This window comes from Bacillus sp. YP1 (genome assembly GCF_000877815.1).
Lineage (GTDB): Bacteria > Bacillota > Bacilli > Bacillales > Bacillaceae > Bacillus > Bacillus subtilis.
The window spans coordinates 3,701,279-3,727,811 of sequence record NZ_CP010014.1; the positions used below are offsets into that span (position 1 = coordinate 3,701,279).

Genomic DNA, 26,533 nt, shown 5'->3' on the forward strand with positions numbered 1-26,533 from the left:
AGTTGATCTTATTCAATATGAGCTAAAAATTCTTTTATATCGGCTTTTTCAACGGCTGTTATGATTCTCCGCGCTTTTTCTTGCGGGACCGTTAATGTCAATTTTTCTTTTATGTCTTCTTCAGACAGCTCATTTCCTGGCGCCCCTTTTGGGCAGTCCACACGCGCTTCGCAAATCCGGCCGTCTGATAAATAGGCCCGGACAATCGTGAAACGGCCTTTTGGAACGGCATGAGGAGCCGGCTGAATAGCATTGTCATATACGCGCTGAATTCGCCCCATTGTCGTTTGAACCCCGCTTGGGATCGGCTGGCTGCTGAAATGTTCAACGGTCAGGCCGTGTCCATGCAAAGCAAGAGCAATCACATATTCAACGCTGAAACGGCCTTCCTCTCCAGTTTTTGGAGATCTTTCCGTCAATGCAGCATCTCCGCCTGGCGGAAATATCACTTCAATACGTTCGGTATTGGCAGCAGAAATGGTTTCTTCGGAGATAAGCTGTCGTACCGCATCTGCTGCATGGTGTGCCGCGGAACAAAATGGATAGATTTTAAACCATAGACCCGGCTGCACAATTCTCCACGGTGCCCCCCAATCGTTTAGCAAAGTGTGTTGTGCTTTCTCAACGTCACCGTACAGACTGAAGAAACCAGTTTCTCCATCAAATGCCGTGCGGGACCCGCCAAATTCTGATTGGGCCAGCTTAACGGCCAGCAAGCCAGCCTGAGCCGCCAAACCGGCGTGCAGCGGTTTCATTTCTGTTCCAAATTGCACCCTCATCCCAGCAGATTGCGTAGCCGCAAAACCAATTGCTTTTTCCAGCTCTTCCTGAGTCAGCTCCTCAGCATAACCTACGGCGCAGGCAGCAGCGATGGCACCAAGCGTTCCTGTATTATGCCAGCCCTTTTCATAGTGGCGGCTGCCAATTGATTCTCCCAGCCGTGCCATCACTTCAACACCAACAATATAAGCGCCAAGAAGCCGCTCGTCATGTCCGCGAGCGGCAGATGCAATAAGGACCGGTACGATGACTGCACTGGGGTGTCCTCTTACATCGGAGTGGACATCATCAAAATCCAATGCATGGGCGATAAATCCATTCAGCATCGCGGATTGTAATGGCGCGGCCTTTTTGCCCTGTCCGATAATAGGAACAAGGGGCCGGCCTCCTTCATCCTCTATCAGACGGAGGAGCTTTTGAATTCCTTTATCTTCTCTTCCTGCGAATGAAGCGGCAGTAAAATCAAGTAATCCTTTTTTTGCTTCGCGAATCGCGTCAACTGAATGCTCAGGTTGTGATGTTCTCACAGCCGCTGCAAGACCTGCTGTCAGCCCTTGTTTGCTCATTTGATGGTCTCCAATACAATAACCGCCAGCTCCGCAAAGTATTGTGAGGCAACCGTAAGGGCATCTTCATCCAGTGTAAAGGCCGGATGATGCCACTCCTCCGTCCCGTTCGTTCCCATCCAGACAAAAAATCCCGGAATCTTCTCTTGATACAGAGCGAAGTCTTCTCCGCCCGGAGACTGCTCAGCGTGAACGGTTTGATAGCCAAGCCGTGCCGCAGCTTCGGATGCCGCATTCAAAAATGTGCCGTCATTCTGAACGGAAGGCAAATAAGGAAACCACTTGAATTCTGCTTGTGCCCCATAGCCCGCTGCAATTCCTTCAGCCACTCGTCTCATATGCTCTGGAACAGCCTGCCGCGCTTCTTTTTGAAAGGTTCGAACCGTCCCCTCCATTTCAGCTTGGTCTGGAATTACGTTCCACGAGGTGCCCGCCTGTACTCTTGTGATACTGACGACTGCGTTTTGCAGTGAGCTGATATTGCGGCTGACCACAGATTGCAGCCCGCTGATGATTTGTCCGGCTGTAGCGATTGGATCAATACTGTTATTCGGGATGCCGGCGTGTCCGCCTTTCCCTTTGATGACGATCTCAAACCGGTCAACACTTGCCATAAGCGGACCTTCCTTTACACCAATGGTTCCGACAGGCAGATCCGGCTTATTGTGCATGCCGAAAATCGCGGAAACGTCATCAAGTACACCAGCTTCTATGACCTTTCTTGCTCCTGCGGCAATTTCTTCGGCCGGCTGAAAGATAAAGCGGACTGTACCTTTCAGCTCGGCCTTTCTTTGATTCAGCAACATCGCTGTGCCAATAATAGAAGCAGTATGAAAATCGTGTCCACATGCATGCATTGTGCCATCAACCTTAGATGCAAATGGGAGATTCGTCTGTTCTTGGATCGGGAGCGCATCAATGTCCGCTCGTATTGCTATCACGGGGCCGTCTTCCCGTCCTTTGATTTCTGCAATCACACCAGTCTCCAATTGAGGAACATCAAGTATTTCGATTTGCTCCTCCTCAAGCCAGCGGCGGATTTTTTTCGTCGTTTCAATCTCTTGAAATGACAGTTCAGGATGTTCATGAAGATCACGCCGCATATTGATTAAACGGGTATGAAACGCTTTGTCGGCCATTGTTCTTCTCTCCTTCTTATATAAGCTCTGCAGGCTCTCCCACCTGCTTGATAAATCGTTTCGTCCGTTCGTTTTTCGGATGGTCAAACAATTCCTCTGGCGTTCCCTGCTCGATAATATGGCCGTCTGCCATAAAAATCACTTGATCAGCAACCTCTTTTGCAAACGCCATTTCGTGTGTAACAATGATCATCGTTGTTTGTTTTTCCGCAATGGACTTGATGACCTGAAGCACCCCTGTGACGAGCTCAGGGTCAAGCGCTGACGTTGGTTCATCCAGCAAAATCGCATGCGGATTGACCGCAAGCGCCCGCGCAATGCCGATTCGCTGCTGCTGGCCGCCGGACATTGTGATCGGATAGCTGTCAGCCTTATGCTCCAGACCGACTTGTTTCAGAATCTCCATTCCAATACGTTTCGCTTCGTCGCGTGGTTTATGTTGAGCCACGATTAAAGCTTCTGTAATGTTTTGCAGAGCCGTTTTATTTTTAAACAGATTGTAGTTTTGAAAGACCATGGCCGTTTGCTGGCGAAGCCGATGTGCTTCCTTGCGTGTAAACTTTTCCGCGTTCAGTTTGGCTTCTCCGATTTCAATAAGGCCTTGATCCGGACGCTCTAATAGATTTAAGCACCGGAGAAGCGTTGATTTTCCGGAACCGGACGGACCGATGATTGCCACCACTTCTCCGCGTTTCACTTCTAGATCGATTCCGTCGAGCACGACGAGATCTTTAAACGCTTTGCGAATATTTTTTACTGTTATCAACTGATTTCACCTCTAAGTCCGGTATGGCTTGCTCATGGCACGTTCAAACAAGTCCTGCAACATGCTGTAGATCATGGTAAGAACCCAATAGACGATCGCAACCGCCAAGTACGTCTCAAAATATTTGAGGTTTCCTGAAGCGTACATCTTCCCTTGGGCGAACATCTCCATGACCCCTAATGTAAAGGCCAGTGACGTTTCTTTCAGGAGCCCGATAAATGTATTGCCCGTTGCCGGGATCGCATTTCGGATCGCTTGCGGCAAAATAATCCGTCTGTATGCCTGAAATTTTGTCATACCGACAGACAGGCACGCCTCCAGCTGCCCGTCATCAACAGAATTGAGGGCAGCCCTGAAGATTTCTGCCAAATATGCTGCATTTTTTAAGCTTAACCCGATGATAGCGGCTGTGAGAGCTGTCATTTTGCTCATCTCTGGAAATAGCTGCGGCAGCCCGTAATAGATTAAGAACAGCTGCACCAGTGTCGGCACGCCTCGGAAAAAGGATATATACAGCTTTGACAGCTGATGAAGCACTGGAATTTTGTTCTTTGTAATGAGTGCGAGAATAAGTCCTCCGATAATGGCAAAAATCATAGCCGCTATGGCCATAAACAACGTGATCGGAAGGGCCTGAATTAAAGTCGGGAACGCTGATATCATGAATTCCCAATCAATCGTGTTCATTCTGGTGATTCACCGCCGTTTCTTAATGCTTCTGTTCTACTGTGATATCTTCATTAAAGTATTTTTCAGAGAGTTTTTTCAGTGTTCCGTCTTTACGCAATTCATCTAGCGCCTTATTGACTTTTTTGCGGAGCTTGTCGTGCGCATCGTCCTTGGCAAATGGGAATGCAACCTGTTCGTAAACAATCGGATCTCCTGCAAGCTTTAATGGCAAACCGGTCTTCTTGATTTGCGCGATCAATACAGTTCGGCTGTTGACATAAGCGTCTACACGTCCGTACGCAACATCCTTCAGCGTACCCTCTTGTGTTTCGTACGTTTTGATATTGATTTTTTTATCAGGATCTTTGCTTTCAAGGTTTTTCGCGTGGTTTGAACCGAGAACGGCTGCGACTGTCTTGCCTTTTAAATCGTCTACTGATTTGATGTCTGTATTGTCTTTTTTGACGACAATCTGTGTTCCCGCATAAGCGTATGGTTTCGTAAAGTTATACGTTTCCTTACGTTCGTCTGTCACAGCTACCTGGTTGGAAATGGTGTCAAGCTTGCCTGTTTGAAGCTCTCCCATCAGCCCGCTGAATTCAAGCAGCTTCCAGTCCAGTTTCATGTCAATTTTCTTAGCGACTGCTTCCATCACTTCCACGTCAAAACCTGTCAGCTTTCCGTTTTCTTTATAAGCAAATGGGTAACTTTGTCCTGTCGCACCGACATGAAGCACATTGTCAGCCTCTTTACTGCTGCTGTTTCCATTGCCGCAAGCTGAGAGCACCGCTAATAATGCAGCAACGACCAGCACTGTCCATTTTTTCATCTTCATTTGATTTTCCCGCCTTTTCTATTTTTATAGATCATGTCGCAATTGTTTTTTCATATAGACTGTGATATGCCCTTTTCCAAGGTCTTGTTCACCTGAGCGGACATATCCTTTTCGTTCGTACATCTCAATCAGCCACGGATGCTTATCCGCTGTTCCGAGTGAGACAAACGGAACCTTTAACGTATCGCGAAGGATTGTTTCCTCCAGCCATTGAAGCAGCTTTGTTCCGATTCCTTTTTTTCCGGTGTCGGGGTCCACAGCAAACCACCAGATATGCGGAACGCCATACGGTCCCGGCTGTTTTCCCCAAGGCATTCTCAAGGTGATGGTCGCGATGATCCGCCCGTCTTCTTCCATGACGTAGCAAGCATTTTCCCGAATATTTTTCAGCACCAAATCCAAATCCGCATGAGCGGCAGCAAAACGAATGCCGAGCTTTCGAATCGGTTCATAAGCCCGCAATGTCAGCTCGAGAAGCTGTTCGGCATCACGTTCAACTGCAAGGCGGTATCGTGGCTTCATCTAGCGTTCCTCCTTACTTTGCATAGCGGTTTACCGGCTTTTCCAAACCGAAATGCTCTCGTAATGTTGTGCCTTCATATTCTTTTCTGAACACGCCGCGCTCCTGTAAAATCGGAACCACTTGATCAACAAACACTTCAATTCCTTCTGGAAGAAGCGGAGGCATGATGTTAAACCCGTCACACGCTTTCGTATCCACCCATTCCTGCATCTTGTCGGCGAGCTGCTCCGGCGTGCCGACGAAGATATGGTGGCCTCTGGAGCCTGCAACGTATTTGTAAAGCTCTCGTATCGTCATATTGTCACGTTCAGCCATCTCCTGAACAAGCTTGAAGCGGCTCTTCACCGCATTGGAAGCTTCTGCGTCAAGCTTCGGCAGCGGCCCATCAAGCGGATATGCCGACAAATCAATTCCGCCTAAGTAATTTTGGAGAATTTGCAGACCGACAGATGGGATAATCAGATCTTGAAGCTCCTTGTATTTGGCTTGCGCTGCTTCTTCTGTATCGGCAATGATTGGGAAAATACCCGGCATGATGGCAATTTTTTCTGGATCACGTCCGAATTCCGCAGCCTGTTCTTTAATGGATTGATAAAATTCCTGAGCTGATTCCAGGTGGTTTTGTGCTGTGAAGATCACTTCTGCTGTTCTGGCAGCGAGCGCTTTTCCGTCTCCTGATGATCCTGCCTGGATAATGACAGGCTGGCCCTGCGGCGTTCTTGAAACGTTTAGAGGTCCGCGAACCGAGAAATATTCTCCTTTGTGGTTCAGCTCGTGCATTTTTTCTTTGTCAAAGAATTCACCCGTTTCTTTATTACGGATAAAAGCGTCCTCTTCCCATGAATCCCAAAGCCCCTTTACAACCTCGACAAATTCCTCTGCCCGCTGATAGCGCAAATGGTGTTCAAGGTGCTTTTCACCGCTGAAATTCAGCGCTGTTGATTCAATAGATGAAGTGACGACGTTCCATCCGGCACGGCCATTGGAGAGATGATCCAATGACGCAAACTGTCTGGCAATATGGAATGGCTCGCTGTATGTAGTGGAGGCTGTTGCTGTCAGTCCGATTTTTGATGTGACCTGCGCCAAAGCAGAGAGCAGGGTGAATGGCTCAAACCTTGTTAATACATTTGGATGTGATTTGCTGTCAATAGAAAGGCTGTCCGCTAAAAACAGCATATCCAGCTTGCCCCGCTCCGCTGTTTTCGCAAGCTCTTTAAAATAATCCAAATTCATGCTCGCATCTGACGGCGCGTCAGGGTGCCGCCAAGACGCAACATGATGGCCTGTACCTGCTAAAAATACCCCTAATTTGATTTGTTTCTTTTTGCTTGTCATGACGATACTCCTTTTATCATGTTTTTAGGCTGAATAATCCGAAAAATAAACTCCTATATTCCTAGTCGTTTAATATGAATAAATCAAAATGTACCTTTGTCTTGGACGTTTGTCAATGAGTTAAGATTAAATTTTTCTTTTTAAGCTGAAAAGAATTTCGCAGTATCATGGGACGGCATTTGTGCAACCTGTATACTGGCAAAACCAGTCTGATGCTGAACCTCGTTTTGATCCAAGTTTTATATAAATGTAGCTTGTACCTTATCTCTACTTCCGACCATACGCATTTTGCCGTCGCTTTTGCTCTTTGCTAATAAACGCGCGTGTCGCCGTCGTAGAACGGTCCATTTTCCAACTCATTCAGAAGCTGAGACATCACATAAAAAAATAAGCTGATCCCGGATTCATACCGAAATCAGCTAATTGAATCTTAATTAAGTTCTAGAATACTTTCTTCTGCTTTAGCAGAAAACACTTTAGGCTCAAGGCGGTCTAGGTCTTCATGAAATAAACTCACTTTTTGGATTTGCCGATTGTCATAGTGGTGGAAATAGTAGTTTCCAGTTTCGTTGCACATCACGGAAGTATATTGCGTATAATGAATTTCGTCTTCTTCCGTTATCACTGCGCCCTTTGGTATCGTCATATTTGCCAAAATGTGAAAAGCGGCTGTTACACCTTTCGTTTCATCGGCCGCCGGCTCTAGATGTTCTTTCAAATAAACAGCTCTGACAAACCGGGAAGGCGGTGTATAATCCCCCGGCAGACCAACAGTTCCTAAGCCTTGGCCAAAAGCAGAAAGGGCTAATCCGCCCAATTCTTTGCTCTCTAATTGCTTCGGTCTGATTCCTGTATATTGCTGCAGATTGGTTACATGCCATATAAAGTCGGGGCTGTTCGTCATGACACCAGGTTGATTATCATAGACTTTGAGGCCGTCTGCTCTCGGTTCTATCGTCAGGCTTCGGCCCGTCCGGTCTGACAATATCCAGTGAAGCGGTAAAACTGTATCCAATAGATCTAATTTTTTCTCTACAATCGTTAAAGATCGAATCTTTTCTTTTACGTCTTCCAAAGACTTACAGACTGACAGCACCCATGTCACAAACTCATGCGGGGCAATGTGAACGGTATCTTCCCGTATCGTTTTTTCGTACTCCGCATAGCCAGGAAAATAAAGTGCAGCACACGATAAACCGCTTTCATTAACACCGTCGGCAAATAATATATTTCCAAGTTTTCTCCCCATACCGATAAACGCGTACTGTGTCTGATGGGCCTTTCCGTCAGCTTCACTCTTCCAGCTGTAACGGCGCGGATAGAGAATGACCTCCGTCCCCAGCTGAAATGCAAAATCCATTGTTCTCGCTAATACATGTTTACGGTCAGCAGTTTCCAATGTAAGACTTGTGCACATTTGATCAGTCCCCTTTTCAATTCAGATTAATATCATACATATTGTGAACGAATTGGTTTTATCAGCATAACGAAAGTCAAATCGGTTCGTCAAAGAATTGACATTACATCAAATAAAACGAAAAAATCCAGCCTTTAGAAGGCTGGATTTTTTATTATTTAGCCAAAACAAGCTCGTGAATCGCATGCGCAACACCATGTTCATTATTGGAGCGTGTTTGAAAGTTTGCGGCTTCCAATACTTCTGGGATGGCGTTTGCCATGGCAACCCCGCAGCCCGCCCATTCGATCATTGTCAGGTCGTTCCCGTTGTCGCCTATGCACATGACTTCCGCCTGTTCAATTCCAAGCAGCTGAGCCAGCTGGCGTACAGCATTTCCTTTGCTGGCTTCCGGGTGCAGAATCTCATAAAAGAAAGGCGCGCTTTTGACCATTGAATATTTTTCTCTCACGTCTTTTGGAATCGATGTAATGACGCGGTTTAAGTTCTCCGGTTTATCAATAAACATCACTTTCGGGATGAGGATATCTTTTGGCACCTCGTCAATCTTGCGGAAATGAAGCGGCACCTGTGTCACATAGGATTCGTATACGGTAAATTCGCTAATATCCCGGTTAGGCGTATACAAATTAGATGAGTCAAAGAAATGCATCGGCGTCTTCAGCTCTAAGCTCAGGTCATATAATGAAGTCAAATCATCATAGCCGAGAGACAGCTCCGAGACCACTTCATTTGTATGCGTATTTTGAACAAGCGCTCCATTATACGCAATGACATAGTCGCCTTCTTCAATTAAATTCAGTTCATCTAAATATCTCTGCACGCCCCCGATAGGCCGGCCGGTGCAAAGCACAATTTTGACACCTTCCGCTTTTGCCGCGTGAAGGGCGTCGCGGACCTCCTCTGTTACTTCATGATGATCATTTAAAAGTGTTCCATCCATATCAATTGCAATTAGTTTGTACATCCTGCATCTCCTTCATGTCGTTTTCAGGCTATAGTCCCATCATATCGTTTTTTCTTTTTGATATTCAACCGGAAGAGATGGTTTTCTCCGGATTCTGTTTAGACGCCGCCCTTGTCTTCGGATACGCAAGCGCGGTTTCCGCTTTCTTTCTGCCTTGACGCCGTTTTCTGCTTTTTTCTGTTTCATCAGCAGAAAGCCGGCAGCTAGAAAAGGAATGCCGGTTATATTCAAGATGGCAAGCTTCACACCCGCCGCGATGAAAAAGAACCCCCATGAAGATGATGGATTCCGTCTGATCATGACGTAAGCCGCCATTTCCAGAACGATCAGGATGGCATGAAGCACTATGCCATAAATCAGCAATACAAGGGCAAAAAACAACACATAATTCACGATTGCCCCTGAGTACATCATAGCGCGCATCATTTGTATAAACGATAAGGACTGCATGGAGCCGCTGATGACATTAGGGTTATAGATCGTATAGTCACTAAATAAATGTTTGACTTTGAGAAAAGCCCATAATATAAATATCCATTGAATGATATGTAAAACAAGCCCCGCTGCCACCAGTCTTTCAGCTTTTTGATTTCTCATCTTTCTCCTCCCTGCCGTTCTTTGATTCGATTCTTGTCATCGTTTTTTTCTGGCCATTTTGCTCCCATATCAATGTCCCGTTTTCTCCTCTTTTCAGCGTGCTTTTGAGCGGATAATAGGGGCCGAGGTACTGAATCTCGATAGACCCGTCAGTGCTTTGGGAAATCACCTTGTATGCCATAAAAGGCAGCTGTACCTCTCCTCTTCCTTCCATCACTTCCGTTTCCACAACCTCGTCTTCGGTAAATGTGACTGTTGCTGATTTCACGCCGTCCGTTGGCCCGGGGGCAAGCCCCTCATCCCACGTTCCGTAATAAAACGGCGTCTCTTCTTTTTGCTGCTGGCAGCCCGATACCATGATGCATACAGCAATTAAAAACAAAATGCCATATTTGTTTCTCAAGGGGATCACCATCCATTCCTCCTCTTTTTGGGCGAATGCCGTGCCACTGTGCCAATGACTACATAAGTTATAAGGAATTCACCCACAAGGAGATTGATCATAATGAACCCTTATCAATATTACAGCCCTCAGCTGCCTCAGCAGGAACCTTACTATAGCCACTATGAGTACAATCCTTATCCGCAGCAGGATGTATACGATCCATACCAAATGGACAGACAGCCGGCATTGGAAAGAAGAATCGCAGCACTTGAACGGCAAAATGAACAGCAGTCAAGAGAATTAACCCGTCTGACAAACGAAGACCGCCGTCAAAATCGGGAAATTGCACGGATTGCCGAACAGGTCAATCAGCTAAGCCAGGCTGTTGAACGCCATACACGCCGCTTAAACCGGCTCAATCAGCGCCTCCGTACAGTAGAAAACCGGCTGAATATCCCATTTACTGCAGGGGAAGGCGGTTTCTGAGCGAAACAAAGAAAAAAGCGGAATACGATTCTCCCATCTCAGGGTTTCGTTTTCCGCCATTCTTATATGTTAAAACGGAACATTTACATAAAAAGGGTTTGTACCCAGTATACAATCTTTACCGTTTTCATTCAAAGACAGAGGGGCTGAGGAAAATAATTGTAGTTCCTCATTTGCAGAATTTCTTTTCAATCAGGTTGCATGATAATACCGACTCACGTCAATCGATACATGGAGGGATCATTCATGCATAATACACAACACGGCTTGCAGCAGCTGAATCAATGCCGCCAGACTGCTCAGCAGCTCATTCAGCAAACACAGCAAAGCAGCCAGCAATATCGCCAAATGCTTCATCAGGAACAGCAAAACATCCAAATGCTGCAGCAGATTCTAAACCACGAACAACAAGCTGCACATACCATTCAGCAAGCACTGCACGGGCATGACATGGCGATTCAAAAGTGCCAGCAGGTTGTCAACATGTGCAACCAAATGCAACAGGAACTTACTGGACAATCCAGCGTCATGAATACGAATGTGTCTACACTTCCATTCGGCCAAAACACGCCATTTCAGCAGCAATCCTATCAGCAGTAACATATAAAAAGCTCAACACAATGCGAGTGTTGAGCTTTTTTTCTTACTGTTCTTTGCGAATATGTATATCCTGAATAGACTGTTTCGGTGCATGAAATCTGCTCTCGGCTTCACTTCTTGCCTCGGCAAAAGCCCGCGCCTCCACATGATCTTTGTAGACATCCAGCTGAATCAAATACAGCGGGCGCACTTTAAATCCATGAATAATGGTCACCGCCCATAACGGGACCACAATAAAAACACCGGGCAGATCGGGCAATACAAAACCAAACGCAAAAATGAAAAAATAAATGATGCCGTACATGATCCACTTTCTATTTCTAACCTTGATGCCAATAAATAAAAAGGCAAAAAAACTGGTAATGGCAAAAGGCATGAAAATAAACAGCATCCACCAGCTATGCAGCCATTCCCAAGCGGAACCTCTTTTTGTAATTCCCATATTTTTCTCCTCCTATTTACCTATAATAATCGATTAGGCATACCGCGTCACCCATAAACGGGAAAAACTTTCTCCCTTAAAAATAGTGATAGACGGGGAACAGGTTTCTTGCTATATTATTAATTGATAATGATAATCATTACTAATCTATTGAGATACATAGTGGGAGGGTTCTTGATGAAAAAGAACATATTGCTCGTGGGCATGCTTGTGCTGCTTCTCATGTTTGTCAGCGCTTGCAGCGGCACGGCTTCTAAAGGGAGCTCAAGCGATTCTGCTTCCGAAAAAACAGAAATGAGAACATACAAATCACCAAAAGGGAACGTCAACATTCCTGCACATCCGAAACGCATCGTCACTGATTTTTATGCCGGTGAATTGCTGTCTGTCGGGGCCAATGTGGTCGGCTCAGGCTCATGGTCATTTGATAATCCGTTTTTAAAATCAAAGCTGAAAAATGTGAAGGATGTTGGTGATCCAATCAGCGTTGAAAAAGTGATGGAGCTTCAGCCTGACTTAATTGTTGTCATGAATGAAGAGAATGTTGATAAATTAAAGAAAATCGCTCCGACTGTTGTCATACCTTATAACACAGCGAAAAACGTAGAAGACACAGTCAGCATGTTCGGAGAAATCGCCGGAGCGAAAGACAAAGCAAAATCCTTTATGGCTGACTTTAACAAAAAAGCGGAAGCAGCTAAGAAGAAAATTGCCGGCGTCATCGACAAAGATGCGACCTTCGGCATTTATGAAAACACAGACAAGGGCGAATTCTGGGTGTTCAATGACAATGGCGGACGCGGCGGCCAAGCTGTATACAATGCACTTGGGTTAAAAGCGCCTGAAAAAATTGAGCAAGATGTCATCAAAAAAGGAGAGATGAAACAGCTCTCTCAAGAGGTTATTCCTGAGTATGCCGCAGACTATATGTTCATTACGGATTACAACCCGAAAGGCGAAAGCAAAACACTCGACAAGCTGGAGCATTCCTCTATTTGGAAAAATCTTGACGCTGTTAAACATAATCGCGTGTTTATCAATGACTTTGACACGTTCTACCCGTACGACCCGATTTCTGTCAGCAAACAGGTGGATATCATCACCGACATGCTGATCAAACGGGCCGAAGAAAATAAAAAATAAAAAAACGGCACAGTCATGACGCTGTGCCGTTTTTTATGATTCACTTTAATTTTGATTGTACGGAGTCCGGCATATTTTCAAACTTGACTTCTTCCCAAGTCTCGACATACTTTCCTTTCGCCTTCACCTTCAAATACGCGTTCTTCCGAAGCTCTTTGCCGGCGAAAAAGGTCACTTCTTCTTTTTTCCCGGATGCATTATATCCGTCTAATGTATATTCAGTACCGCCCGGACTAAGATGTCTGCCATCTCGATCAATCTGAACATAGACATCTTGCTGGTGAATAAACGGATTAAATCTGTCTGTAACATCGTTATGAAAAAAGAGAAGCCCGCATATTACGGCAGCAGCCGCCAAGACGGCCAGGATTGCCATTGCTTTTTTCATCTTTGCACTCCCCTTACTTGTTCATTTTTTTCAAATAGCTTGACCGCACCGCGAGGAAGAATAGAAGCTGAAAAATGAAAAACCCTCCGATGGTGAGACTGAGCGGCCCCGCGACATCAGAATAGCCTTCCACAGCCAATGTTCTCAAAGCAAACAGTGTATGCATGACGGCAATGACAAATGGAAAGAAGAAAAGAATCGCCAATTGTATTGTCACGCTTTGTGCCATTTCACGCTCACTCAGGCCGATTTTGGCCAGTGAACGGTAGCGCTCCCGGTCTTCATCTAAATCAGTGAACAGCCTGAAATATAAGAAACTTGCTGCCGCGACAAAGAATACAATTGCGATAAACAGGCCGATAAATAAACTCAGGCTCGGCAGCTGCACCGTATCATAGTAAGTCCCGGCTTTTGAAGCAAAATCAGAATGCACGTCGATATAATTGCCGTAAATCTCATTTTGCAAGGATTGGCTGATCTCAAGACTGTCTTTCCAATGATCATAGCTGTAACCGTATAATGACGCTTTATCACCGAGTGATTTCAGCTGATCAAAGGTTTGATCATTCACCGCGATGATGGCATTCAATGAGATCAACGGTTTTTTGACTTCTTTTACCGACAGTTTTTGATCAGACAGCTCCCCTTTTTGGTTCAGCAGCTTCAGCTGATCCGGCGCTTCGTTTTTGAAATTGCGGTCATACGTTCCCGGGAAATAGACAGCCTCGTCTTCTTTCAGGCCGTTCACTTTGACATGGAAGTATTTTGCCGCATCCGATTCACTGATCATGTAAACAGGGGGAACAGTTTCTCCTTCCTGATAGCGAACATAGGAAACATCTATTTTGTCTTTCTTATACGTAAAGCCGTGTGTTTTCAGTTCATGGTCAATATCTTTCAAATGAGTCTGTTCTTTTGGATTATTGCTGTAAGATAAATACTCCATTTCATAAGCGGACTCTTCCGCTCCGACGGTCGATTTGTACATTGCGAGCACGCCTGTCGCAGTAAACGCAACCGCGGAAATAATGCTGACAATAAAGAACAGGCGGGCGTTGTCTTTTAGACGATAGACAAGGTCAGAAACCCAAATGATGTTTTTCCCGCGCAGATAAAAGGTTTTCCACTTCTTCAGCGCGCGCAGAATCCATATGCTGCTTTGGCTGAAAAAGAAATATGTTCCGATGACGGTGAGCAGTAAAATGATAAACGGTTCGGCCCCGTGGACATTGCCTTTCAGAACCATGCCGTACCCGCCGCACAGACAGGCGATGCCAAATAAGGACAGAAGCACGGACGGCTTAGGCTCCGGCTTAACCTTGCCAGTGCCCTTTATTAATTTGATAACCGTATTTGATCTGACAAAAAGGATCGTAAACTGCGATAAAAAGAAAAATAAGAGCAGAAATCCGCAGGCCGTAATACCGAGCGCTTTCCAAGGCATATACAAAGGCAGCGCGTCCATTTCTAAAATATAAGCGCCGACCGTAAAGAACGTCTTTGAAAAAATGAATCCTCCGATAATACCGGCTGCAATTGACATGACGCCGATGATCATATTTTCCGCCGTAATGAGCTTTCTCAGCTGCCCCGGCGTGATGCCCTGCATGAGCAGAATGCCGAATTCTTTATTTCTCGATTTCAAAAATGCGTTAACCGAATACAGAACAAATAAGAAAGAAAAAACAAAGATCATCCATTCCGCAGCGGTTAAGCCTTTTTTGGCGATGTTATTCAGGTAGCCTTCCTTTAATGCCGGATGAAATAGGAACATCGCAAAGGTAAAGAAAATCAAAACGGAAAAGGCGCTGCTTAAAAAGAATGCAAGATAGGCCCTTTTGTTTCTCGTGACGTTTTTATAAGCGAACTGAAGAAAGGTCATTTGCGTTTCCCCCCAGCATAGACAGCACATCGAGAATTTGTTCATAAAATACTTGGCGGTTTTCCCCGCGGTAAATCTCATTAAACAGTTCGCCGTCTTTTATAAAGATGACGCGGCGGCAGTAGCTTGCCGCAACAGGATCGTGGGTCACCATCAAAGCCGTGACATGATCATCCTGATTCAGGCTCTGCATCGTTTCCATGACGTCTTTTGACGCTTTGGAATCAAGGTTGCCCGTCGGTTCATCGGCCAGGATGAGTGACGGCTTATGAATGACCGCTCTTGCGATGGCGGCACGCTGGCGCTGTCCTCCGGATACTTCAAACGTCCGTTTGTTGAGCAGGTTTTCGATTCCGAGCTTTGCCGCGATGCCTTGCAGTTTTTCTTCCATGGCAGACGGCGCTTCTTTTTCAAGCGTTAACGGCAGCATGATATTTTCACCGATCGTCAGCGTGTCCAGAAGGTTGAAATCCTGAAACACAAATCCGAGCTTCTTGCGGCGGAAATGAGCGAGCTTTGTCCGCTTCAGGCGATGCGGGTTTTCTCCGTGAATCAGGATATCGCCTGAATCTGGACGGTCAATCGTTGAAATGATATTCAAAAGCGTTGTTTTTCCGGACCCGGACGGCCCCATCACCGCCGTGAACTCGCCTTCTTCTATTGAAAATGAAATTTGCTTTAAGGCTTGATAGGATACTTGTCCTTTATAGGTTTTATTTATATGTTTGACTTCAAGCATATTCGCCATGAAAATCCTCCTTATGGTTTTATTCTTGTTGATCTGGGCTGCTTTCATGTAGTGCCGGGACGTTCAACATAAAAATCCCCTTGACATAAATCCATGTTATCAAGGGGAAACAAAGCGGGCTATGTTGTTTTCTTAACGCAGCCTTACATTTTTGTAAGAAATGAAAATCGAACTGACGTCCCTTCACCGGGAGACGAGCTGATGTCCACCGTATGATTGAGCTTACCTGTAATTTCTTTGACGAGATGGAGGCCGATTCCCGTAGATTCTTGGAAACGCCGCCCGTTTTCCCCGGTGTAATAAGGGTCAAACACCCGCTTGATGTCTTGCGAGGGAATCCCGACACCGTAATCTTTGACTTCAAGCACCGTCCTGTCTTCATCGCGGAAGACATTCAGCTCAAGTCTGTCACTCTTGCCCGCTGAATACTTGACCGCATTTGTGACCACTTGGCCGATCGCAAATTTGAGCCATTTGGCATCGGTGTAAATCTGATGATCATCGCAAACGTTCATTTTCGGATAAACGCGATATTGAATAAAAAATCGTTTATAGCTTTGAATAACTGATTGGAGAAGCTCGGACAGGGAAACCGCTTCAATTTTAAAATCCCTTTCAAACAGGTCGAGCCTTGAAGAATAAAGAAGCGTCTCCAGCCCGAATTCAATCTGCCGGACTTCTTTTTTGATTTGTTCAAAAACGGGCTCATCCTCTTCTTGAATGATTAAATTAATGACCGACAGCGGCGTCTTTACTTGGTGCACCCATTGATTCATATACGTCACCCGCGCGTCCAGCTTGGCTTCGGTCTCATGGAGCTTCTGGTGCTGCAGCCGGATCAGCTCCATCTGCTTTTCATACAGCTCTGAACAGAACACTGAAGAACCGAGATACGGGATATCCGTCCCTTCCTGCCCCGAGCTGAGCCAATAATACACGCCGCGATCTTTGTACCAGCGATAGGCAAGATAACCCGCCAAAATAAGAAGCTGCACGCCCAATATGTAAAACAAGTGAGAAAAAGAATGAAGACCCGCAAACCAGTAATAAAAGAAGACAAACAGCCCTTGAAGGAGAAAAAGCAGAATCAGCACTGCATGAGACCGGAGAAACAGCTTCATGACTGCGCCCTCAGCTGGTAGCCTTCGCCCCGCACCGCTTCAATAGAAACAGGCGCATTCAGCTCCCGCAGTTTTTTTCTGAGCCGCGTGATATACACGTTAAGTGTATTATCATCGATGAATATGTCGGTGTCCCACGTCTTTTCCATGAGACGGTCCCGACTCGTCACCTTTTCTCCCCGCTCAAGCAGCACTTCCAAAAGCTTGCTTTCTTTTTTAGAAAGCTCGCTTTTTTCATCCTGAAAACGCAGTTCAAACCGTTCCACAAAGAGCTGAACGCCAGCATATTCAACCACTTTCTCTCCCTGCTTTGCGGCGTACTCCCCGTACGCCCTCCGGATCTGGCTTTTGATTTTCGCAAGCACAATATCATAAGAAAACGGTTTTTCGATATAATCGTCTCCCCCATTTTCAATCGCCATCACCTGATCCATTTCCCCGCTTCTGGCAGAAATAAAGATGATCGGGCTTGTGGAGTGCTGGCGGATCTGCCGGCACCAATAATATCCGTCATATGCCGGCAAATTGATATCAAGCAGCACCACATCGGGCTTTTCCCGCAAAAAGACATCAAGAACAGCTGTAAAATCCGCGGCGACCACTGTTTGATATCCGTATTTTTCAAGGTAATTCTGCAATAGTCCGCGAATGTCTTCACTGTCTTCCACAATCATGATTTTATTCAAACTGAACCACTCCCGTTTCTTACACTGCTGCCATCATCATAATCGTTTTGGGCATATGGACGCAACACCGCACAAAAAAACCGCCATCTCGGCGGTTTCTGGTCTCTTTAGCCGACCTGCTGCTTAGCTGCTTTACCGGCTGATCCGAACTCTCTCATTTTGCTTCGCACTGTCTCTTCCACGGCTTCAATGCCGGGTGTCAAATAGCCGCGCGGTTCGTACAGATCGCTGTTTTCCTGGAACATGCGGCGTGTTTCGTCTGTCCACGCTACCATACATTCCGTATTGATATTGATCTTCGCGTGGCCGAGCGTGATGGCTTTTTTGATCTGATCCTGCGGAATCCCGGATGCCCCGTGAAGAACGAGGGGAATATCAGTCATGCGGGAGATAGCCTCCATTTCCTTAAATCCGAGATTCGGCTCACCCTGATATTTGCCGTGTACAGAGCCGAGGGCGGCGGCCAGCGCGTCGATATTGGTTTCTTTGACGATCCGCTCACATTCCGTGATATCGGCATAGCAGACCCCGCCGACAAGTCCGTCTTCCATTCCGCCGACCGTGCCGACTTCGGCTTCTACTGATACGCCGTGTTTTGCGGCATAATCGGTGACTTCTTTTGTCATTGCGATATTCTCGTCAATCGGCTGATGGGAGCCGTCAATCATCACTGAGCTGAATCCGGCATCAATGGCCTGTCTGCAGCGTTCCGCACTACTGCCGTGATCGAGATGAAGCACGACCGGAACGGTAATTGCCATGTCCTCTATTAACGCCCCTACCATGGCGGCAATCGTTTTAAATCCGCCTAAATAGTCGACCAGGCGATCGGAAGCCGCGGCGATGACCGGTGATTGCTCCTTTTGCGCCGCCTGCAAAATCGCCTTCGTCCATTGCAGGCCGTTGATATTAAACTGGCCAATTGCATATTGCTCCCGCTTTGCATCTTCAAGAAGCTCTTTCATCGATACAAAAGCCATGTCCACCCCTCCTTTATCCATTACATGCTGAAGTATTTTGATACGACGTCCACTGTTGTTTTTTTCGCTGTTTGAATGGCTTCCTCAGCAGTCAGCTTATAGTATTCAGGCCGGAAGAGCTCAACCGATACAACATCAGAGAAGCCAATTTCCTTCAGTGCTGATAAGTGGGCATCTAAGTCAATTGCCCCTTGTCCCGGCCATACACGATCCTCATCTGTTAAAAAGCCGATTGGGAAATCTTCTGTATCATCAATATGATAGATGAAGATTTTCTTTCCGTCCGCCTGCTTTAAGCTCTCAATATTTGAACCCATTGCATGGAAGTGAAAACTGTCAAGGACAAGCCCGACATTGTCACGGTTAACTGTGTTTACGATCTCATACGCCTGTTCAAACGTATTGACCGTACATTGCGGATGGCCGACAAATTCAAGCGCGATTTTTACGCCGTACGGCTCCGCGATATCTGACAGCTCAGTCAGCACGTCTACACTGCTCTTTTTGATCTCTTCTTTTACAATCTTCTGCTCTGTCACAAGCGGAACGGCCACCACATATTTCACACCGAGGGTTTTGCATGTTTCCATCATGCCTTTAAATTCAGTGATGATCTCGTTGTGGCCCTTTTCATCACGGTTGTTGAAGAAAACAAGCGCGTTTAAGGCAAGCGGTTTGATGTGGTGGGTTTGAAAATATTCCGCAAGATCTGCCAATGAATGATCTTTTAAGTACTCCGGCAGCTTATCCATTGTGCGGATTTCAATATAATCATAGCCGTGCTTTTCGCATAGTTCTAAATCCTGTTTAAGGTTTGAGTTTTCCAATGTTGTCGCTTCATTAAAACAAAGTTTCATACCAGACTCCCCCATCTGCGTTTTAGATATGAAGGGAGTTCGGCAGGAAGGCTGTCGCCATATCCCGCCGAACTCCATGCTCAGCTTATGCCAGACCTAATTCTTCTTTCATTTTCTTAAGCATAAATCGGCTTGATTCATCCGCTCTTTCATCGACCCAAGCAAATACGGCATTCGTCGCAATTCCGTCGAACTTCATCTCTCTCAGTTTTCTGAAAATCGTATCAAAATCAACCTCGCCTTGACCAATGTCCAAATGCTGGTGAACCGTTACTTTCGCGTCAGGCGGATTGACGATATAGCGAAGACCATGAGCCGCTTTATGATTATAGGTATCTGCAAATAAAACATGTGTGAGGCGGTCGCCGGCTTCGTCAAACATGGTCTCGATGTCGCCTTTGCCGTCATCATAGAAGAACGTATGCGCAGTCGAGTAGACAAGATTGATCCAATCCTTGTCAAGCGCGCGGATCATATCCATCGCACCTTTGTGCGTTTCGATAAAATCGTATGGGTGGGCTTGAAGATTAAGTTTAATACCTTCTTTTTCAAAGACTGGCAGAAGCTCATCCATGGATTTGATAAATTTTTCTTCACTTGTTAAAGGATCATATTTTGAACCGCTGAATTCGCTGTTCATCAAATCCACTTCAAGTTCAACCGCAATTTCGATTGCCCGTTTCCAATTGCGCACCGCTGCCTGCCGGCGGTCTTCATCAGGACCCGCCCAGTGGTAAAGCGGAAGAAGCGATGAAAGCTTAACACCTGTATCTCTTAAAAGGCGCTTTAATTGTTTGATCTTTGCTGAATCGACTTTCGGATATTTATAAAACGGGCAAAAATCCTCACGCGGTGACAATTCGATATATTCATAGCCAAGCTCCGCCGTTTTATAGACCGTTTCCTCTAAAGTTAAATCATCACGATACATGGATGGATCCAATGCTAACTTCATATTTTCACTCCTCTGTTTTTTAGTTTTGAACTGTTGTAAAAGATTGATAGAATTCCGGTTTTTCCTTCAATTCAACCTTTTCTTTTTGTCCAGATTCCTGGGCTTTTACACACGCGTCAGTCGTGACAGCAGCAATATAGCCGTCCCATGCCGTCGGTCCGCTGACCTCGCCTTTCTTTTGAATCGAATCAATAAAGTCTTGGATTTCCACATCGTACGCAGCAACAAAGCGTCTCTGCCAATCCATCAGAATATCTGTGCTGAATCTGCCTTCTTTTCTCAAGCTGATGCTTGATGGTTCTGGAAGCTTGATGATGCCGTCTTCTCCGACGATTTCACATTGAATGTCATAGCCGTATTTACAGTTCACATAGATTTCAGCATTGATGACGATACCGCCTTTTGTTTCAATCACAACGATTTGCGGATCTTTTAAATGCGGCAGCGCGTTTTTCGATTTTTTCGGGTAGATGACTTGAACGGACTCGTAGTCATCGTTGACGAGCCAGTGCAGTACATCAATTTCATGAACGAGAGTGTCGACTACGGCCATATCGGTTGTGTAGTTATCTCCTACAGTCGGGTTGCGGTGCGCGCAGTGAATCATAAGCGGTTCGCCAATCACATGGTTATCGAGTGCTTCCTTCAGCTGTACGTAACCGCTGTCATAACGGCGCATGAAGCCGACTTGAACAAGGCGTTTGCCCACTTTGATTTCTTCTTCGACGATGCGCATGCATCCTTCAGCCGTTGTCGCGAGCGGTTTTTCACAGAACACATATTTCTGGGCTTTAATCGCTTTCAGCACGCTTGACTCATGCGCAGGCCCCCAGCTTGTCACTAAAACAGCGTCTACATTTTCGTCTGCAAGCAAGCTGTCATCATTCGGATAAACCGTCGCGTTTAATTGGTATTGCTCAACGACCTTTTGTGCAGCTTCTTGATTAACATCCGTTACAGCTACAATTTCTGCGCCGGACAGCTTGTTCGTGATGCGGTTAATATGTTCTTTTCCGATTGCTCCAGTTCCAATTACGCCAATACGTAAACTCATTGACAGCCACTCCTTCTGTTGGTTACATGATTTTGCTTTCTGTTCCTTGCTTTACTTGGCTCTGAGGAGACCCGTAGAGTTCCTCTTGAATTTGTTCAAGCGACTTGCCAGACGTATTCGGCGCAAAGAGCAGCCCGATGATCATACTGGCCGTCACACATCCGAGAAGAATTGCAGCCATCGTTCCAATGCCGAAATTGGTGATAATCATTGGGACAAACAGACTCCAAATCCCTATTGAAATACGGACAAGGAAAAACATCAGTCCTTGTGCGGAAGCACGATATTGCGTAGGAAAGATTTCACTAGCCCATAACTGATAGTTCGCTTGCTGCCCTGCTCCGTTATTGATGCCGATCACGACAATAAACAGGAGCAGAATCGGCAGGCCTTCAACTGGCAGCAGAAACAGTGTCCACCCGATCACCGCCATGAAAGCGGCGATTCCAAATACGGTTTTTCTATATTTGTCGGCAAAGGGCATGAAGATCAAGGCGACCCCCAATCCTGTGAAGATAAACAGCCCCATTTGCAAAAGGTTGGCCATGTTGGCAGATACACCGCCGACCTGCTGATAAATGTATGGCATAAAGAAGCCCATGACCCCGGCGGCTAGGTTCCAAACCAAGTACACACCCATCAAAAACAGTATGCTTTTTAGATACATAGGCTTGAGCAAATCAAAATACGATGTCTTATTCAATACAGCCGGCTTCTCTGCCTGAGCTTCCTCCGGCTGATTTTTTGTCTGCCAGGCGTCTGATTCCGGAAGCCTGATTCTCAGGATGTACGTAATCAGCGCAATCACAAGCAGATGGGCAAATACGATTTTATTCCCCAAGAGTCCCAAGTCACCGGCCAGTACGGAGAGGAGCAGTACAACGACAGCGCCCGCGGCCCAAGCGACTTGTGCTACGCCGCAATGCCTGGCCCGATTCTTCTTTGGCGCATTTTCCGCAATAATGGTCCATGACGCGGTTATGTCAGCTCCTACTGATAAACCGATAATGATGTAACCGCTTAACAACATGGGGAAATTAACCCCGAACAAAACCAAACAAATCCCTAGTGCATAAACCAGCATACTATTGGTATAAACAGCCTTCCGTCCGACTTTATCAGCCAGAAACCCGCCAAGCAGCGCGCCGACAGCGGCAGAAATCGCATTTGCGCTCAGCGCGCCAAGCAGCCCGATTTGCGTATCGGATAGCTTAAGGTAACTGACCCATAATGATAAACCGGCGGAGCCTGCCACAATTGAACCGGCATCAATATAGTTGGCCAATGCTGCCGCGATTGTCCGTTTATTGAAGGCTGAATCTCCATTGGTATTGCCCATATGTTCATTCCCCATTAAGCCAGATCCAACAACTGCTGATCAATATAGTTTCTCGCAATCAATGCATACTCCAGCGGGTTTGCAACATCGGGGTCCTGTTCAGCTTCAATGACAATCCATCCGGAATAACTGTGCTTCAACAGCAGCTGATATACTTCTCTAAAGTCAATGCAGCCGTCACCGGGAACCGTAAACATGCCTTTTAAAAATGATTGCCGGAACGATTGTCCTTCGAGCCTGCATTGTTCCATGACATTCAGGCGGGCATCCTTAAAGTGCACATGCTTAATGCGGCCGATATGCTTCTCAAGCATCCCCATGTAATCGCCGGCAGAAATATACGCATGGCCTGTATCATAGAGGAGGTGTACATGCGCAGGGTCTGTTCCTGCCATCAGGCGGTCCACTTCTTCCGCTGTTTGGACACCAGTGCCGAGATGATGATGATAGACAAGCTTCAAGCCATGCTGAGCGGCAATTTCGCCAAGGTGATTCAGCCCTTCGCAAAGCCGCTCCCATTCATCATCCGTAAAGTGCGGCTTCTCTGTGAACACATTTTTCTCCAAGCTTTGCACGCTGTACGTTTGTTCAGAGACAACTGCGACATCCGCGTTTACTTGCTGCAAATACTCACAATGCAGGGTAAATGTCTTTGCCGCTTCACCAAGTCCGTCACGCAAAATAAAACTGCTGAACCACTTTCCTGCAATGCGTAAATTCCGAAGCTTCAGCTCTTTGTTCAGGATGGCAGGTTCGGGGAAAAAGCCCCCGACCTCCGTGCCTTGAAAACGTGCGACAACGATATCACTTAACAAATGCTGAAGTGTATTTCCCGCTCCAATTTCAGGCATGTCATCATTCCGCCACCCAATGGGAGCGATTCCCCACAGGATTTCATTTTTGCCCATCTTGGTGCCTCCCCTCTAATACTGCTTCGCAGATTCCAGCTTTTTCTCTTTTGCTTCGTATGCCTTCTGAACGCTTTCTTGTTCAGATACCTCTGCCACCCCGACATGCCACCAGCTGTCATAGCCGTCCGTCATTGTTTTAGGCAGCACCTTCATTTCAATTAATGTTGATACATCCTGTTTCTTCGCATCCTCTAACGCCGCTTTTAATTCTTCTACTGTGTTTGCACGGTAGGTTTTCGCGCCGTATCCCTCAGCGACTTTCGCGTAATCGACATTCAGGATTTGGTTGTCATCTGTGCGGAACTCGCAATAGTAGCTGCCGCTGCCGTGATCCATTTGCAGGTTGTTGATGCATCCGAATCCTGAGTTGTCAAAGAGCAGCACATTGATTTTCTTGTTGTACTGAATCGCCGTGATCAGTTCAGAATGAAGCATCAGGAAGCTGCCGTCTCCGACAATGGAATACACTTCTCTGTCAGGGTGGGCCAGTTTAAGACCGAGTGTCCCGGACACTTCATAGCCCATGCAAGAATATCCATACTCCAGGTGATACGTATTCGGAACATTAGAATGCCACAGACGCTGCAAATCTCCTGGGAGTGAGCCTGCTGAACAGATGATGACGCTGTCTTCAGGAATCGTCTCGTTGATTGTCAGCAATGCTGTTGTTTGCGGAAGCTCCGTATTCAACGCGTCAGCATATTCATTCAGGACCTCTTGAGAAAAGTGATTTTTGATTTCCGGATCAAATGCTTCCCGCTTAAACGTCACTTTGCTGAGACGCTCGCGTTCAGCTAGCCATTCGTCCTTCAGCTCCCGGATCGTTGTGCCGAACTCGCTCTCATAGCCTTCAAGCAAGCCGTGCAGTTTGCCAAGCGTCACTTTCGCATCCGCCACCACTTGGAATGCATCAAGTTTATACGCCTGCATTCGGCTGACGTTAATGTTCAAAAACTTCGCTTTATCAAAATCAAAAGCGGTCTTAGAGGATGTCGCAAAATCTGTATACCTTGTGCCAATGCCGATAATCAAATCAGCTTGGCGGGCCGCTTTGTTTGCCGCAAGTGTACCTGTGATGCCCATTCCGCCAAGGTTGTTCGCAAAATCTGCCTCAACAGTGGACTTTCCTGCCTGCGTTTCAACTAACGGAATGTTATAGGCTTCAGAAATGGCAACCAATTCATCGCGCGCACCGGAATATTTTGCGCCTCCGCCGACGAGAATCACAGGTTTTTTGCTGGATTTAATCAGCTCCGCCGCACCTTGAAGCTCGCGCTCGCTCGGCTGCATGCGATCAATATAGTGAACCCGTTTGACGAAGAAACTTTCATCAAAATCGTATGCTTCCCCTTCAACATCCTGAGAAATACAAATCGTTGCCGGACCTGCTTTTGCCGGATCAGTCATGACTTCAAACGCGCGCAGCAAACTGCTCATCAGCTGCTCAGGGCGCGTAATGCGGTCCCAGTATCTCGATACAGGTTTCAATGCATCGTTTGTCGTAATCGCCGCACTGTATTCTTGCTCCATTTGCTGCAGTACAGGGTCTGGCTGTCTTGTCGCAAATGTGTCTGCCGGAATCAAGAGAACTGGGATATTGTTTGCCAATGCAGTGCCGGCTGCCGCCACCAAGTTAGCCGCTCCCGGTCCGACGGATGTAGACACCGCATATATTTTTCTTCTCAGCATTTGCTTGCTGTACGCCATGGCCGCATGCGCCATTCCTTGTTCATTTTTCCCTTGATAGACTTTCAAATGGCCTGCATCCTGCTCAAGCGCTTGCCCGATCCCTAATACGTTTCCATGGCCGAAAATTGTGAAAATCCCTTCGACAAAAGGCTCTTCCTTTCCATCAACATGGATGTACTGCTGGTTTAAGAATTTAATCAGCGCCTGTGCTGTTGTTAAGCGAATTTTCTTGCCCACAAACGATCCCACCTTTACTCGATCTTTTTCAATTATGACTGTGCTTCAATAAGCTGTACGATTTCTTCCGCAGTCGGCATCGCTTCTGACGAACTATGCTTGCTCACCACAATGGAAGCTGAAGCACTGCCGTATTTCAATGCCGTTTCAATGTCTTTTCCGCTGACAAGGCCATAGATAAAGGCTGACGCATAGGAGTCACCAGCTCCAAAAGTTTTCAGCACTTTTGTCTTGTACGCTTGGGCGCGGAATACCTCGCCGGATTTGCTGTATGCGTAAGAGCCTTCGACGCCGTGTTTGATGACAACGAGGTCGGCTGAATGGCCAAATAAATGATTGACGGATTCTTCATTGCTTCCGCCTGTGCGGTTTTCCATCACATCAAATTCATCGCGTGTGCCGATGACGATATCAGACTGCTCGGCAACCAAAGAATAATAAACGGCTGTTTCATCTGATGACTGCCACGTATACGGGCGGTAATCCAGTTCGAACACCACTTTAACCTGATGCTTCTTCGCGTATTGAACAGCTTTTAATACCGCTTCCCGTGACGGGCTTTTGGCGAGCGCTGTCCCGGAAACAAGCAGCATTTTCGCATTTGCGATATAGTCCTCGCTTACCTCTGAAGGCTCAAGATAAAGATCCGCCACATCATCGCGATACATTAAAATGCTGCATTCTTCAGGGCTGAGGATTTCTGTAAATGCAAGGCCTGCTTTGTGTCCATCTTGATCAACAACCATCTGTGTTGTATCAACGCCGGTCTTTCTCATATAGGACTCTATGAATCTTCCATGCTGGTCATCCGGAATTTTGCCGATGAAGCCCGCTTTTAAGCCAAGCTTCGCGCTGCCGATCGCGATATTCGCAGGTGAACCGCCGACATATTTCGAAAATGTCATCGTTTCTTCCATTGGGCGGTTGTATTCGACTGCGTTCAGATCAATACATGCCCGGCCGATGGCAACAATATCAAAAGCCTTCTCTTCATTGAATGTATACTTCATCGTAAACAGCCACTCCTCACTTG

The 26,533-nt window shown here is 46.4% G+C and carries 28 protein-coding genes; 3 read left to right on the forward strand and 25 right to left on the reverse strand.

Features of this window, described 5'->3' with window-relative positions; genetic code table 11:
• Positions 1 to 8: 8 nt before the first annotated feature.
• From QF06_RS18195 to QF06_RS18245, 11 genes are all read right to left on the reverse strand, one after another.
• Positions 9 to 1,346 (reverse strand): MmgE/PrpD family protein, encoded by a 1,338-nt coding sequence (locus QF06_RS18195; RefSeq protein ID WP_029318595.1) that lies wholly within the window; start codon positions 1,344 to 1,346, stop codon positions 9 to 11.
• Positions 1,343 to 2,485, reverse strand: a complete 1,143-nt coding sequence (gene sndB, locus QF06_RS18200) for an N-acetyl-sulfur-metabolite deacetylase SndB (protein ID WP_041850321.1) — start codon at positions 2,483 to 2,485, stop codon at positions 1,343 to 1,345. Before sndB ends, QF06_RS18195 begins: the two co-directional genes overlap by 4 nt.
• Before the next feature lie 16 nt (positions 2,486 to 2,501).
• Positions 2,502 to 3,251, reverse strand: coding sequence for an amino acid ABC transporter ATP-binding protein (locus QF06_RS18205; RefSeq protein ID WP_003243284.1), 750 nt, complete (start codon positions 3,249 to 3,251; stop codon positions 2,502 to 2,504).
• A gap of 12 nt (positions 3,252 to 3,263) precedes the next feature.
• Positions 3,264 to 3,938 carry an amino acid ABC transporter permease gene (locus tag QF06_RS18210; protein ID WP_003227111.1) on the reverse strand — a complete coding sequence of 225 codons (675 nt, stop codon included), beginning with the start codon at positions 3,936 to 3,938 and terminating at the stop codon, positions 3,264 to 3,266.
• A 22-nt stretch (positions 3,939 to 3,960) separates the two neighbouring features.
• Positions 3,961 to 4,755, reverse strand: a complete 795-nt coding sequence (locus tag QF06_RS18215; RefSeq protein WP_041850320.1) for an amino acid ABC transporter substrate-binding protein — start codon at positions 4,753 to 4,755, stop codon at positions 3,961 to 3,963.
• Between the two features lie 24 nt (positions 4,756 to 4,779).
• Positions 4,780 to 5,277: a sulfur-containing aminoacid acetyltransferase SnaB gene (gene snaB, locus QF06_RS18220; RefSeq protein WP_003242734.1), complete on the reverse strand. Its 498-nt coding sequence runs from the start codon at positions 5,275 to 5,277 to the stop codon at positions 4,780 to 4,782.
• Between the two features lie 13 nt (positions 5,278 to 5,290).
• Positions 5,291 to 6,616: an LLM class flavin-dependent oxidoreductase gene (locus QF06_RS18225; RefSeq protein ID WP_015715007.1), complete on the reverse strand. Its 1,326-nt coding sequence runs from the start codon at positions 6,614 to 6,616 to the stop codon at positions 5,291 to 5,293.
• Positions 6,617 to 7,046: 430 nt separating this feature from the next.
• Positions 7,047 to 8,033, reverse strand: a complete 987-nt coding sequence (yxeI, locus tag QF06_RS18230; RefSeq protein ID WP_041850319.1) for a penicillin V amidase — start codon at positions 8,031 to 8,033, stop codon at positions 7,047 to 7,049.
• Between the two features lie 154 nt (positions 8,034 to 8,187).
• A complete protein-coding gene (gene yidA, locus QF06_RS18235) occupies positions 8,188 to 9,000 on the reverse strand; it encodes a sugar-phosphatase (RefSeq protein WP_041850318.1) in 813 nt (270 codons plus the stop codon).
• A 39-nt stretch (positions 9,001 to 9,039) separates the two neighbouring features.
• Positions 9,040 to 9,597 carry a hypothetical protein gene (locus QF06_RS18240; protein WP_003242636.1) on the reverse strand — a complete coding sequence of 186 codons (558 nt, stop codon included), beginning with the start codon at positions 9,595 to 9,597 and terminating at the stop codon, positions 9,040 to 9,042.
• Entirely contained in the window at positions 9,578 to 10,012 is a 435-nt protein-coding gene (locus QF06_RS18245; protein ID WP_041850317.1) for a lipocalin family protein, read from the reverse strand. Before QF06_RS18245 ends, QF06_RS18240 begins: the two co-directional genes overlap by 20 nt.
• A gap of 90 nt (positions 10,013 to 10,102) precedes the next feature.
• Between QF06_RS18245 and cotNE the strand changes: the two genes are divergently transcribed.
• Together cotNE and QF06_RS18255 are read left to right on the forward strand one after the other, a co-directional pair.
• The gene (gene cotNE, locus QF06_RS18250) at positions 10,103 to 10,468 is read left to right on the forward strand and encodes an inner spore coat protein CotNE (RefSeq protein ID WP_003227093.1); all 366 of its coding nucleotides are present in this window, start codon (positions 10,103 to 10,105) and stop codon (positions 10,466 to 10,468) included.
• 246 nt (positions 10,469 to 10,714) lie between these two features.
• A complete protein-coding gene (locus QF06_RS18255) occupies positions 10,715 to 11,068 on the forward strand; it encodes a hypothetical protein (protein WP_003236356.1) in 354 nt (117 codons plus the stop codon).
• Positions 11,069 to 11,111: 43 nt separating this feature from the next.
• On the opposite strand, the gene QF06_RS18260 is transcribed toward QF06_RS18255, so the two are convergent.
• Positions 11,112 to 11,510, reverse strand: a complete 399-nt coding sequence (locus QF06_RS18260; protein WP_003227087.1) for a hypothetical protein — start codon at positions 11,508 to 11,510, stop codon at positions 11,112 to 11,114.
• Between the two features lie 177 nt (positions 11,511 to 11,687).
• Here QF06_RS18260 and QF06_RS18265 point away from each other — a divergent pair, with 177 nt between their 5' ends.
• Positions 11,688 to 12,653, forward strand: coding sequence for an iron-hydroxamate ABC transporter substrate-binding protein (locus QF06_RS18265; RefSeq protein ID WP_021481022.1), 966 nt, complete (start codon positions 11,688 to 11,690; stop codon positions 12,651 to 12,653).
• 40 nt (positions 12,654 to 12,693) lie between these two features.
• On the opposite strand, the gene QF06_RS18270 is transcribed toward QF06_RS18265, so the two are convergent.
• The 13 genes from QF06_RS18270 to iolC form a co-directional block, all read right to left on the reverse strand.
• The gene (locus QF06_RS18270; protein ID WP_021481023.1) at positions 12,694 to 13,041 is read right to left on the reverse strand and encodes a YxeA family protein; all 348 of its coding nucleotides are present in this window, start codon (positions 13,039 to 13,041) and stop codon (positions 12,694 to 12,696) included.
• A gap of 13 nt (positions 13,042 to 13,054) precedes the next feature.
• The gene (yxdM, locus tag QF06_RS18275; RefSeq protein ID WP_017696088.1) at positions 13,055 to 14,923 is read right to left on the reverse strand and encodes an ABC transporter permease YxdM; all 1,869 of its coding nucleotides are present in this window, start codon (positions 14,921 to 14,923) and stop codon (positions 13,055 to 13,057) included.
• Complete coding sequence (gene yxdL, locus QF06_RS18280) at positions 14,898 to 15,671, reverse strand: ABC transporter ATP-binding protein YxdL (protein WP_041850316.1); 774 nt, start codon at positions 15,669 to 15,671, stop codon at positions 14,898 to 14,900. The genes yxdM and yxdL overlap by 26 nt, the downstream gene beginning before the upstream one ends.
• Positions 15,672 to 15,814: 143 nt before the next feature.
• Entirely contained in the window at positions 15,815 to 16,792 is a 978-nt protein-coding gene (gene yxdK, locus QF06_RS18285; RefSeq protein WP_043940238.1) for a two-component system sensor histidine kinase YxdK, read from the reverse strand.
• Positions 16,789 to 17,478 carry a two-component system response regulator YxdJ gene (gene yxdJ / locus QF06_RS18290; protein WP_003243527.1) on the reverse strand — a complete coding sequence of 230 codons (690 nt, stop codon included), beginning with the start codon at positions 17,476 to 17,478 and terminating at the stop codon, positions 16,789 to 16,791. Before yxdJ ends, yxdK begins: the two co-directional genes overlap by 4 nt.
• 107 nt (positions 17,479 to 17,585) lie before the next feature.
• The gene (iolJ, locus tag QF06_RS18295; RefSeq protein ID WP_014478478.1) at positions 17,586 to 18,458 is read right to left on the reverse strand and encodes a 6-phospho-5-dehydro-2-deoxy-D-gluconate aldolase; all 873 of its coding nucleotides are present in this window, start codon (positions 18,456 to 18,458) and stop codon (positions 17,586 to 17,588) included.
• A 20-nt stretch (positions 18,459 to 18,478) separates the two neighbouring features.
• Positions 18,479 to 19,315, reverse strand: a complete 837-nt coding sequence (gene iolI, locus QF06_RS18300; protein ID WP_015483926.1) for a 2-keto-myo-inositol isomerase — start codon at positions 19,313 to 19,315, stop codon at positions 18,479 to 18,481.
• Between the two features lie 85 nt (positions 19,316 to 19,400).
• Complete coding sequence (locus QF06_RS18305) at positions 19,401 to 20,270, reverse strand: sugar phosphate isomerase/epimerase family protein (RefSeq protein WP_015250852.1); 870 nt, start codon at positions 20,268 to 20,270, stop codon at positions 19,401 to 19,403.
• Positions 20,271 to 20,289: 19 nt separating this feature from the next.
• Positions 20,290 to 21,324 (reverse strand): bifunctional inositol 2-dehydrogenase/D-chiro-inositol 1-dehydrogenase, encoded by a 1,035-nt coding sequence (iolG, locus tag QF06_RS18310; RefSeq protein ID WP_003244482.1) that lies wholly within the window; start codon positions 21,322 to 21,324, stop codon positions 20,290 to 20,292.
• 22 nt (positions 21,325 to 21,346) lie between these two features.
• Positions 21,347 to 22,663 carry a myo-inositol transporter IolF gene (gene iolF / locus QF06_RS18315; RefSeq protein WP_029318585.1) on the reverse strand — a complete coding sequence of 439 codons (1,317 nt, stop codon included), beginning with the start codon at positions 22,661 to 22,663 and terminating at the stop codon, positions 21,347 to 21,349.
• Positions 22,664 to 22,677: 14 nt separating this feature from the next.
• A complete protein-coding gene (iolE, locus tag QF06_RS18320; protein ID WP_041850315.1) occupies positions 22,678 to 23,571 on the reverse strand; it encodes a myo-inosose-2 dehydratase in 894 nt (297 codons plus the stop codon).
• 15 nt (positions 23,572 to 23,586) lie between these two features.
• Positions 23,587 to 25,500, reverse strand: a complete 1,914-nt coding sequence (iolD, locus tag QF06_RS18325; protein WP_003242642.1) for a 3D-(3,5/4)-trihydroxycyclohexane-1,2-dione acylhydrolase (decyclizing) — start codon at positions 25,498 to 25,500, stop codon at positions 23,587 to 23,589.
• A gap of 32 nt (positions 25,501 to 25,532) precedes the next feature.
• The gene (gene iolC / locus QF06_RS18330) at positions 25,533 to 26,510 is read right to left on the reverse strand and encodes a 5-dehydro-2-deoxygluconokinase (RefSeq protein WP_029726145.1); all 978 of its coding nucleotides are present in this window, start codon (positions 26,508 to 26,510) and stop codon (positions 25,533 to 25,535) included.
• Positions 26,511 to 26,533: the final 23 nt, after the last annotated feature.

What these genes read in the sequence shown, in the direction of transcription:
- QF06_RS18195 (WP_029318595.1), bottom strand. Translation starts at nt 1,346, where the DNA reads ATGAGCAAACAAGGGCTGACAGCAGGTCTTGCAGCGGCTGTGAGAACA.
- sndB (WP_041850321.1), bottom strand. Translation starts at nt 2,485, where the DNA reads ATGGCCGACAAAGCGTTTCATACCCGTTTAATCAATATGCGGCGTGAT.
- QF06_RS18210 (WP_003227111.1), bottom strand. Translation starts at nt 3,938, where the DNA reads ATGAACACGATTGATTGGGAATTCATGATATCAGCGTTCCCGACTTTA.
- QF06_RS18215 (WP_041850320.1), bottom strand. Translation starts at nt 4,755, where the DNA reads ATGAAGATGAAAAAATGGACAGTGCTGGTCGTTGCTGCATTATTAGCG.
- snaB (WP_003242734.1), bottom strand. Translation starts at nt 5,277, where the DNA reads ATGAAGCCACGATACCGCCTTGCAGTTGAACGTGATGCCGAACAGCTT.
- QF06_RS18225 (WP_015715007.1), bottom strand. Translation starts at nt 6,616, where the DNA reads ATGACAAGCAAAAAGAAACAAATCAAATTAGGGGTATTTTTAGCAGGT.
- yxeI (WP_041850319.1), bottom strand. Translation starts at nt 8,033, where the DNA reads ATGTGCACAAGTCTTACATTGGAAACTGCTGACCGTAAACATGTATTA.
- yidA (WP_041850318.1), bottom strand. Translation starts at nt 9,000, where the DNA reads ATGTACAAACTAATTGCAATTGATATGGATGGAACACTTTTAAATGAT.
- QF06_RS18240 (WP_003242636.1), bottom strand. Translation starts at nt 9,597, where the DNA reads ATGAGAAATCAAAAAGCTGAAAGACTGGTGGCAGCGGGGCTTGTTTTA.
- QF06_RS18245 (WP_041850317.1), bottom strand. Translation starts at nt 10,012, where the DNA reads ATGGTGATCCCCTTGAGAAACAAATATGGCATTTTGTTTTTAATTGCT.
- cotNE (WP_003227093.1), top strand. Translation starts at nt 10,103, where the DNA reads ATGAACCCTTATCAATATTACAGCCCTCAGCTGCCTCAGCAGGAACCT.
- QF06_RS18255 (WP_003236356.1), top strand. Translation starts at nt 10,715, where the DNA reads ATGCATAATACACAACACGGCTTGCAGCAGCTGAATCAATGCCGCCAG.
- QF06_RS18260 (WP_003227087.1), bottom strand. Translation starts at nt 11,510, where the DNA reads ATGGGAATTACAAAAAGAGGTTCCGCTTGGGAATGGCTGCATAGCTGG.
- QF06_RS18265 (WP_021481022.1), top strand. Translation starts at nt 11,688, where the DNA reads ATGAAAAAGAACATATTGCTCGTGGGCATGCTTGTGCTGCTTCTCATG.
- QF06_RS18270 (WP_021481023.1), bottom strand. Translation starts at nt 13,041, where the DNA reads ATGAAAAAAGCAATGGCAATCCTGGCCGTCTTGGCGGCTGCTGCCGTA.
- yxdM (WP_017696088.1), bottom strand. Translation starts at nt 14,923, where the DNA reads ATGACCTTTCTTCAGTTCGCTTATAAAAACGTCACGAGAAACAAAAGG.
- yxdL (WP_041850316.1), bottom strand. Translation starts at nt 15,671, where the DNA reads ATGGCGAATATGCTTGAAGTCAAACATATAAATAAAACCTATAAAGGA.
- yxdK (WP_043940238.1), bottom strand. Translation starts at nt 16,792, where the DNA reads ATGAAGCTGTTTCTCCGGTCTCATGCAGTGCTGATTCTGCTTTTTCTC.
- iolJ (WP_014478478.1), bottom strand. Translation starts at nt 18,458, where the DNA reads ATGGCTTTTGTATCGATGAAAGAGCTTCTTGAAGATGCAAAGCGGGAG.
- iolI (WP_015483926.1), bottom strand. Translation starts at nt 19,315, where the DNA reads ATGAAACTTTGTTTTAATGAAGCGACAACATTGGAAAACTCAAACCTT.
- QF06_RS18305 (WP_015250852.1), bottom strand. Translation starts at nt 20,270, where the DNA reads ATGAAGTTAGCATTGGATCCATCCATGTATCGTGATGATTTAACTTTA.
- iolG (WP_003244482.1), bottom strand. Translation starts at nt 21,324, where the DNA reads ATGAGTTTACGTATTGGCGTAATTGGAACTGGAGCAATCGGAAAAGAA.
- iolF (WP_029318585.1), bottom strand. Translation starts at nt 22,663, where the DNA reads ATGGGCAATACCAATGGAGATTCAGCCTTCAATAAACGGACAATCGCG.
- iolE (WP_041850315.1), bottom strand. Translation starts at nt 23,571, where the DNA reads ATGGGCAAAAATGAAATCCTGTGGGGAATCGCTCCCATTGGGTGGCGG.
- iolC (WP_029726145.1), bottom strand. Translation starts at nt 26,510, where the DNA reads ATGAAGTATACATTCAATGAAGAGAAGGCTTTTGATATTGTTGCCATC.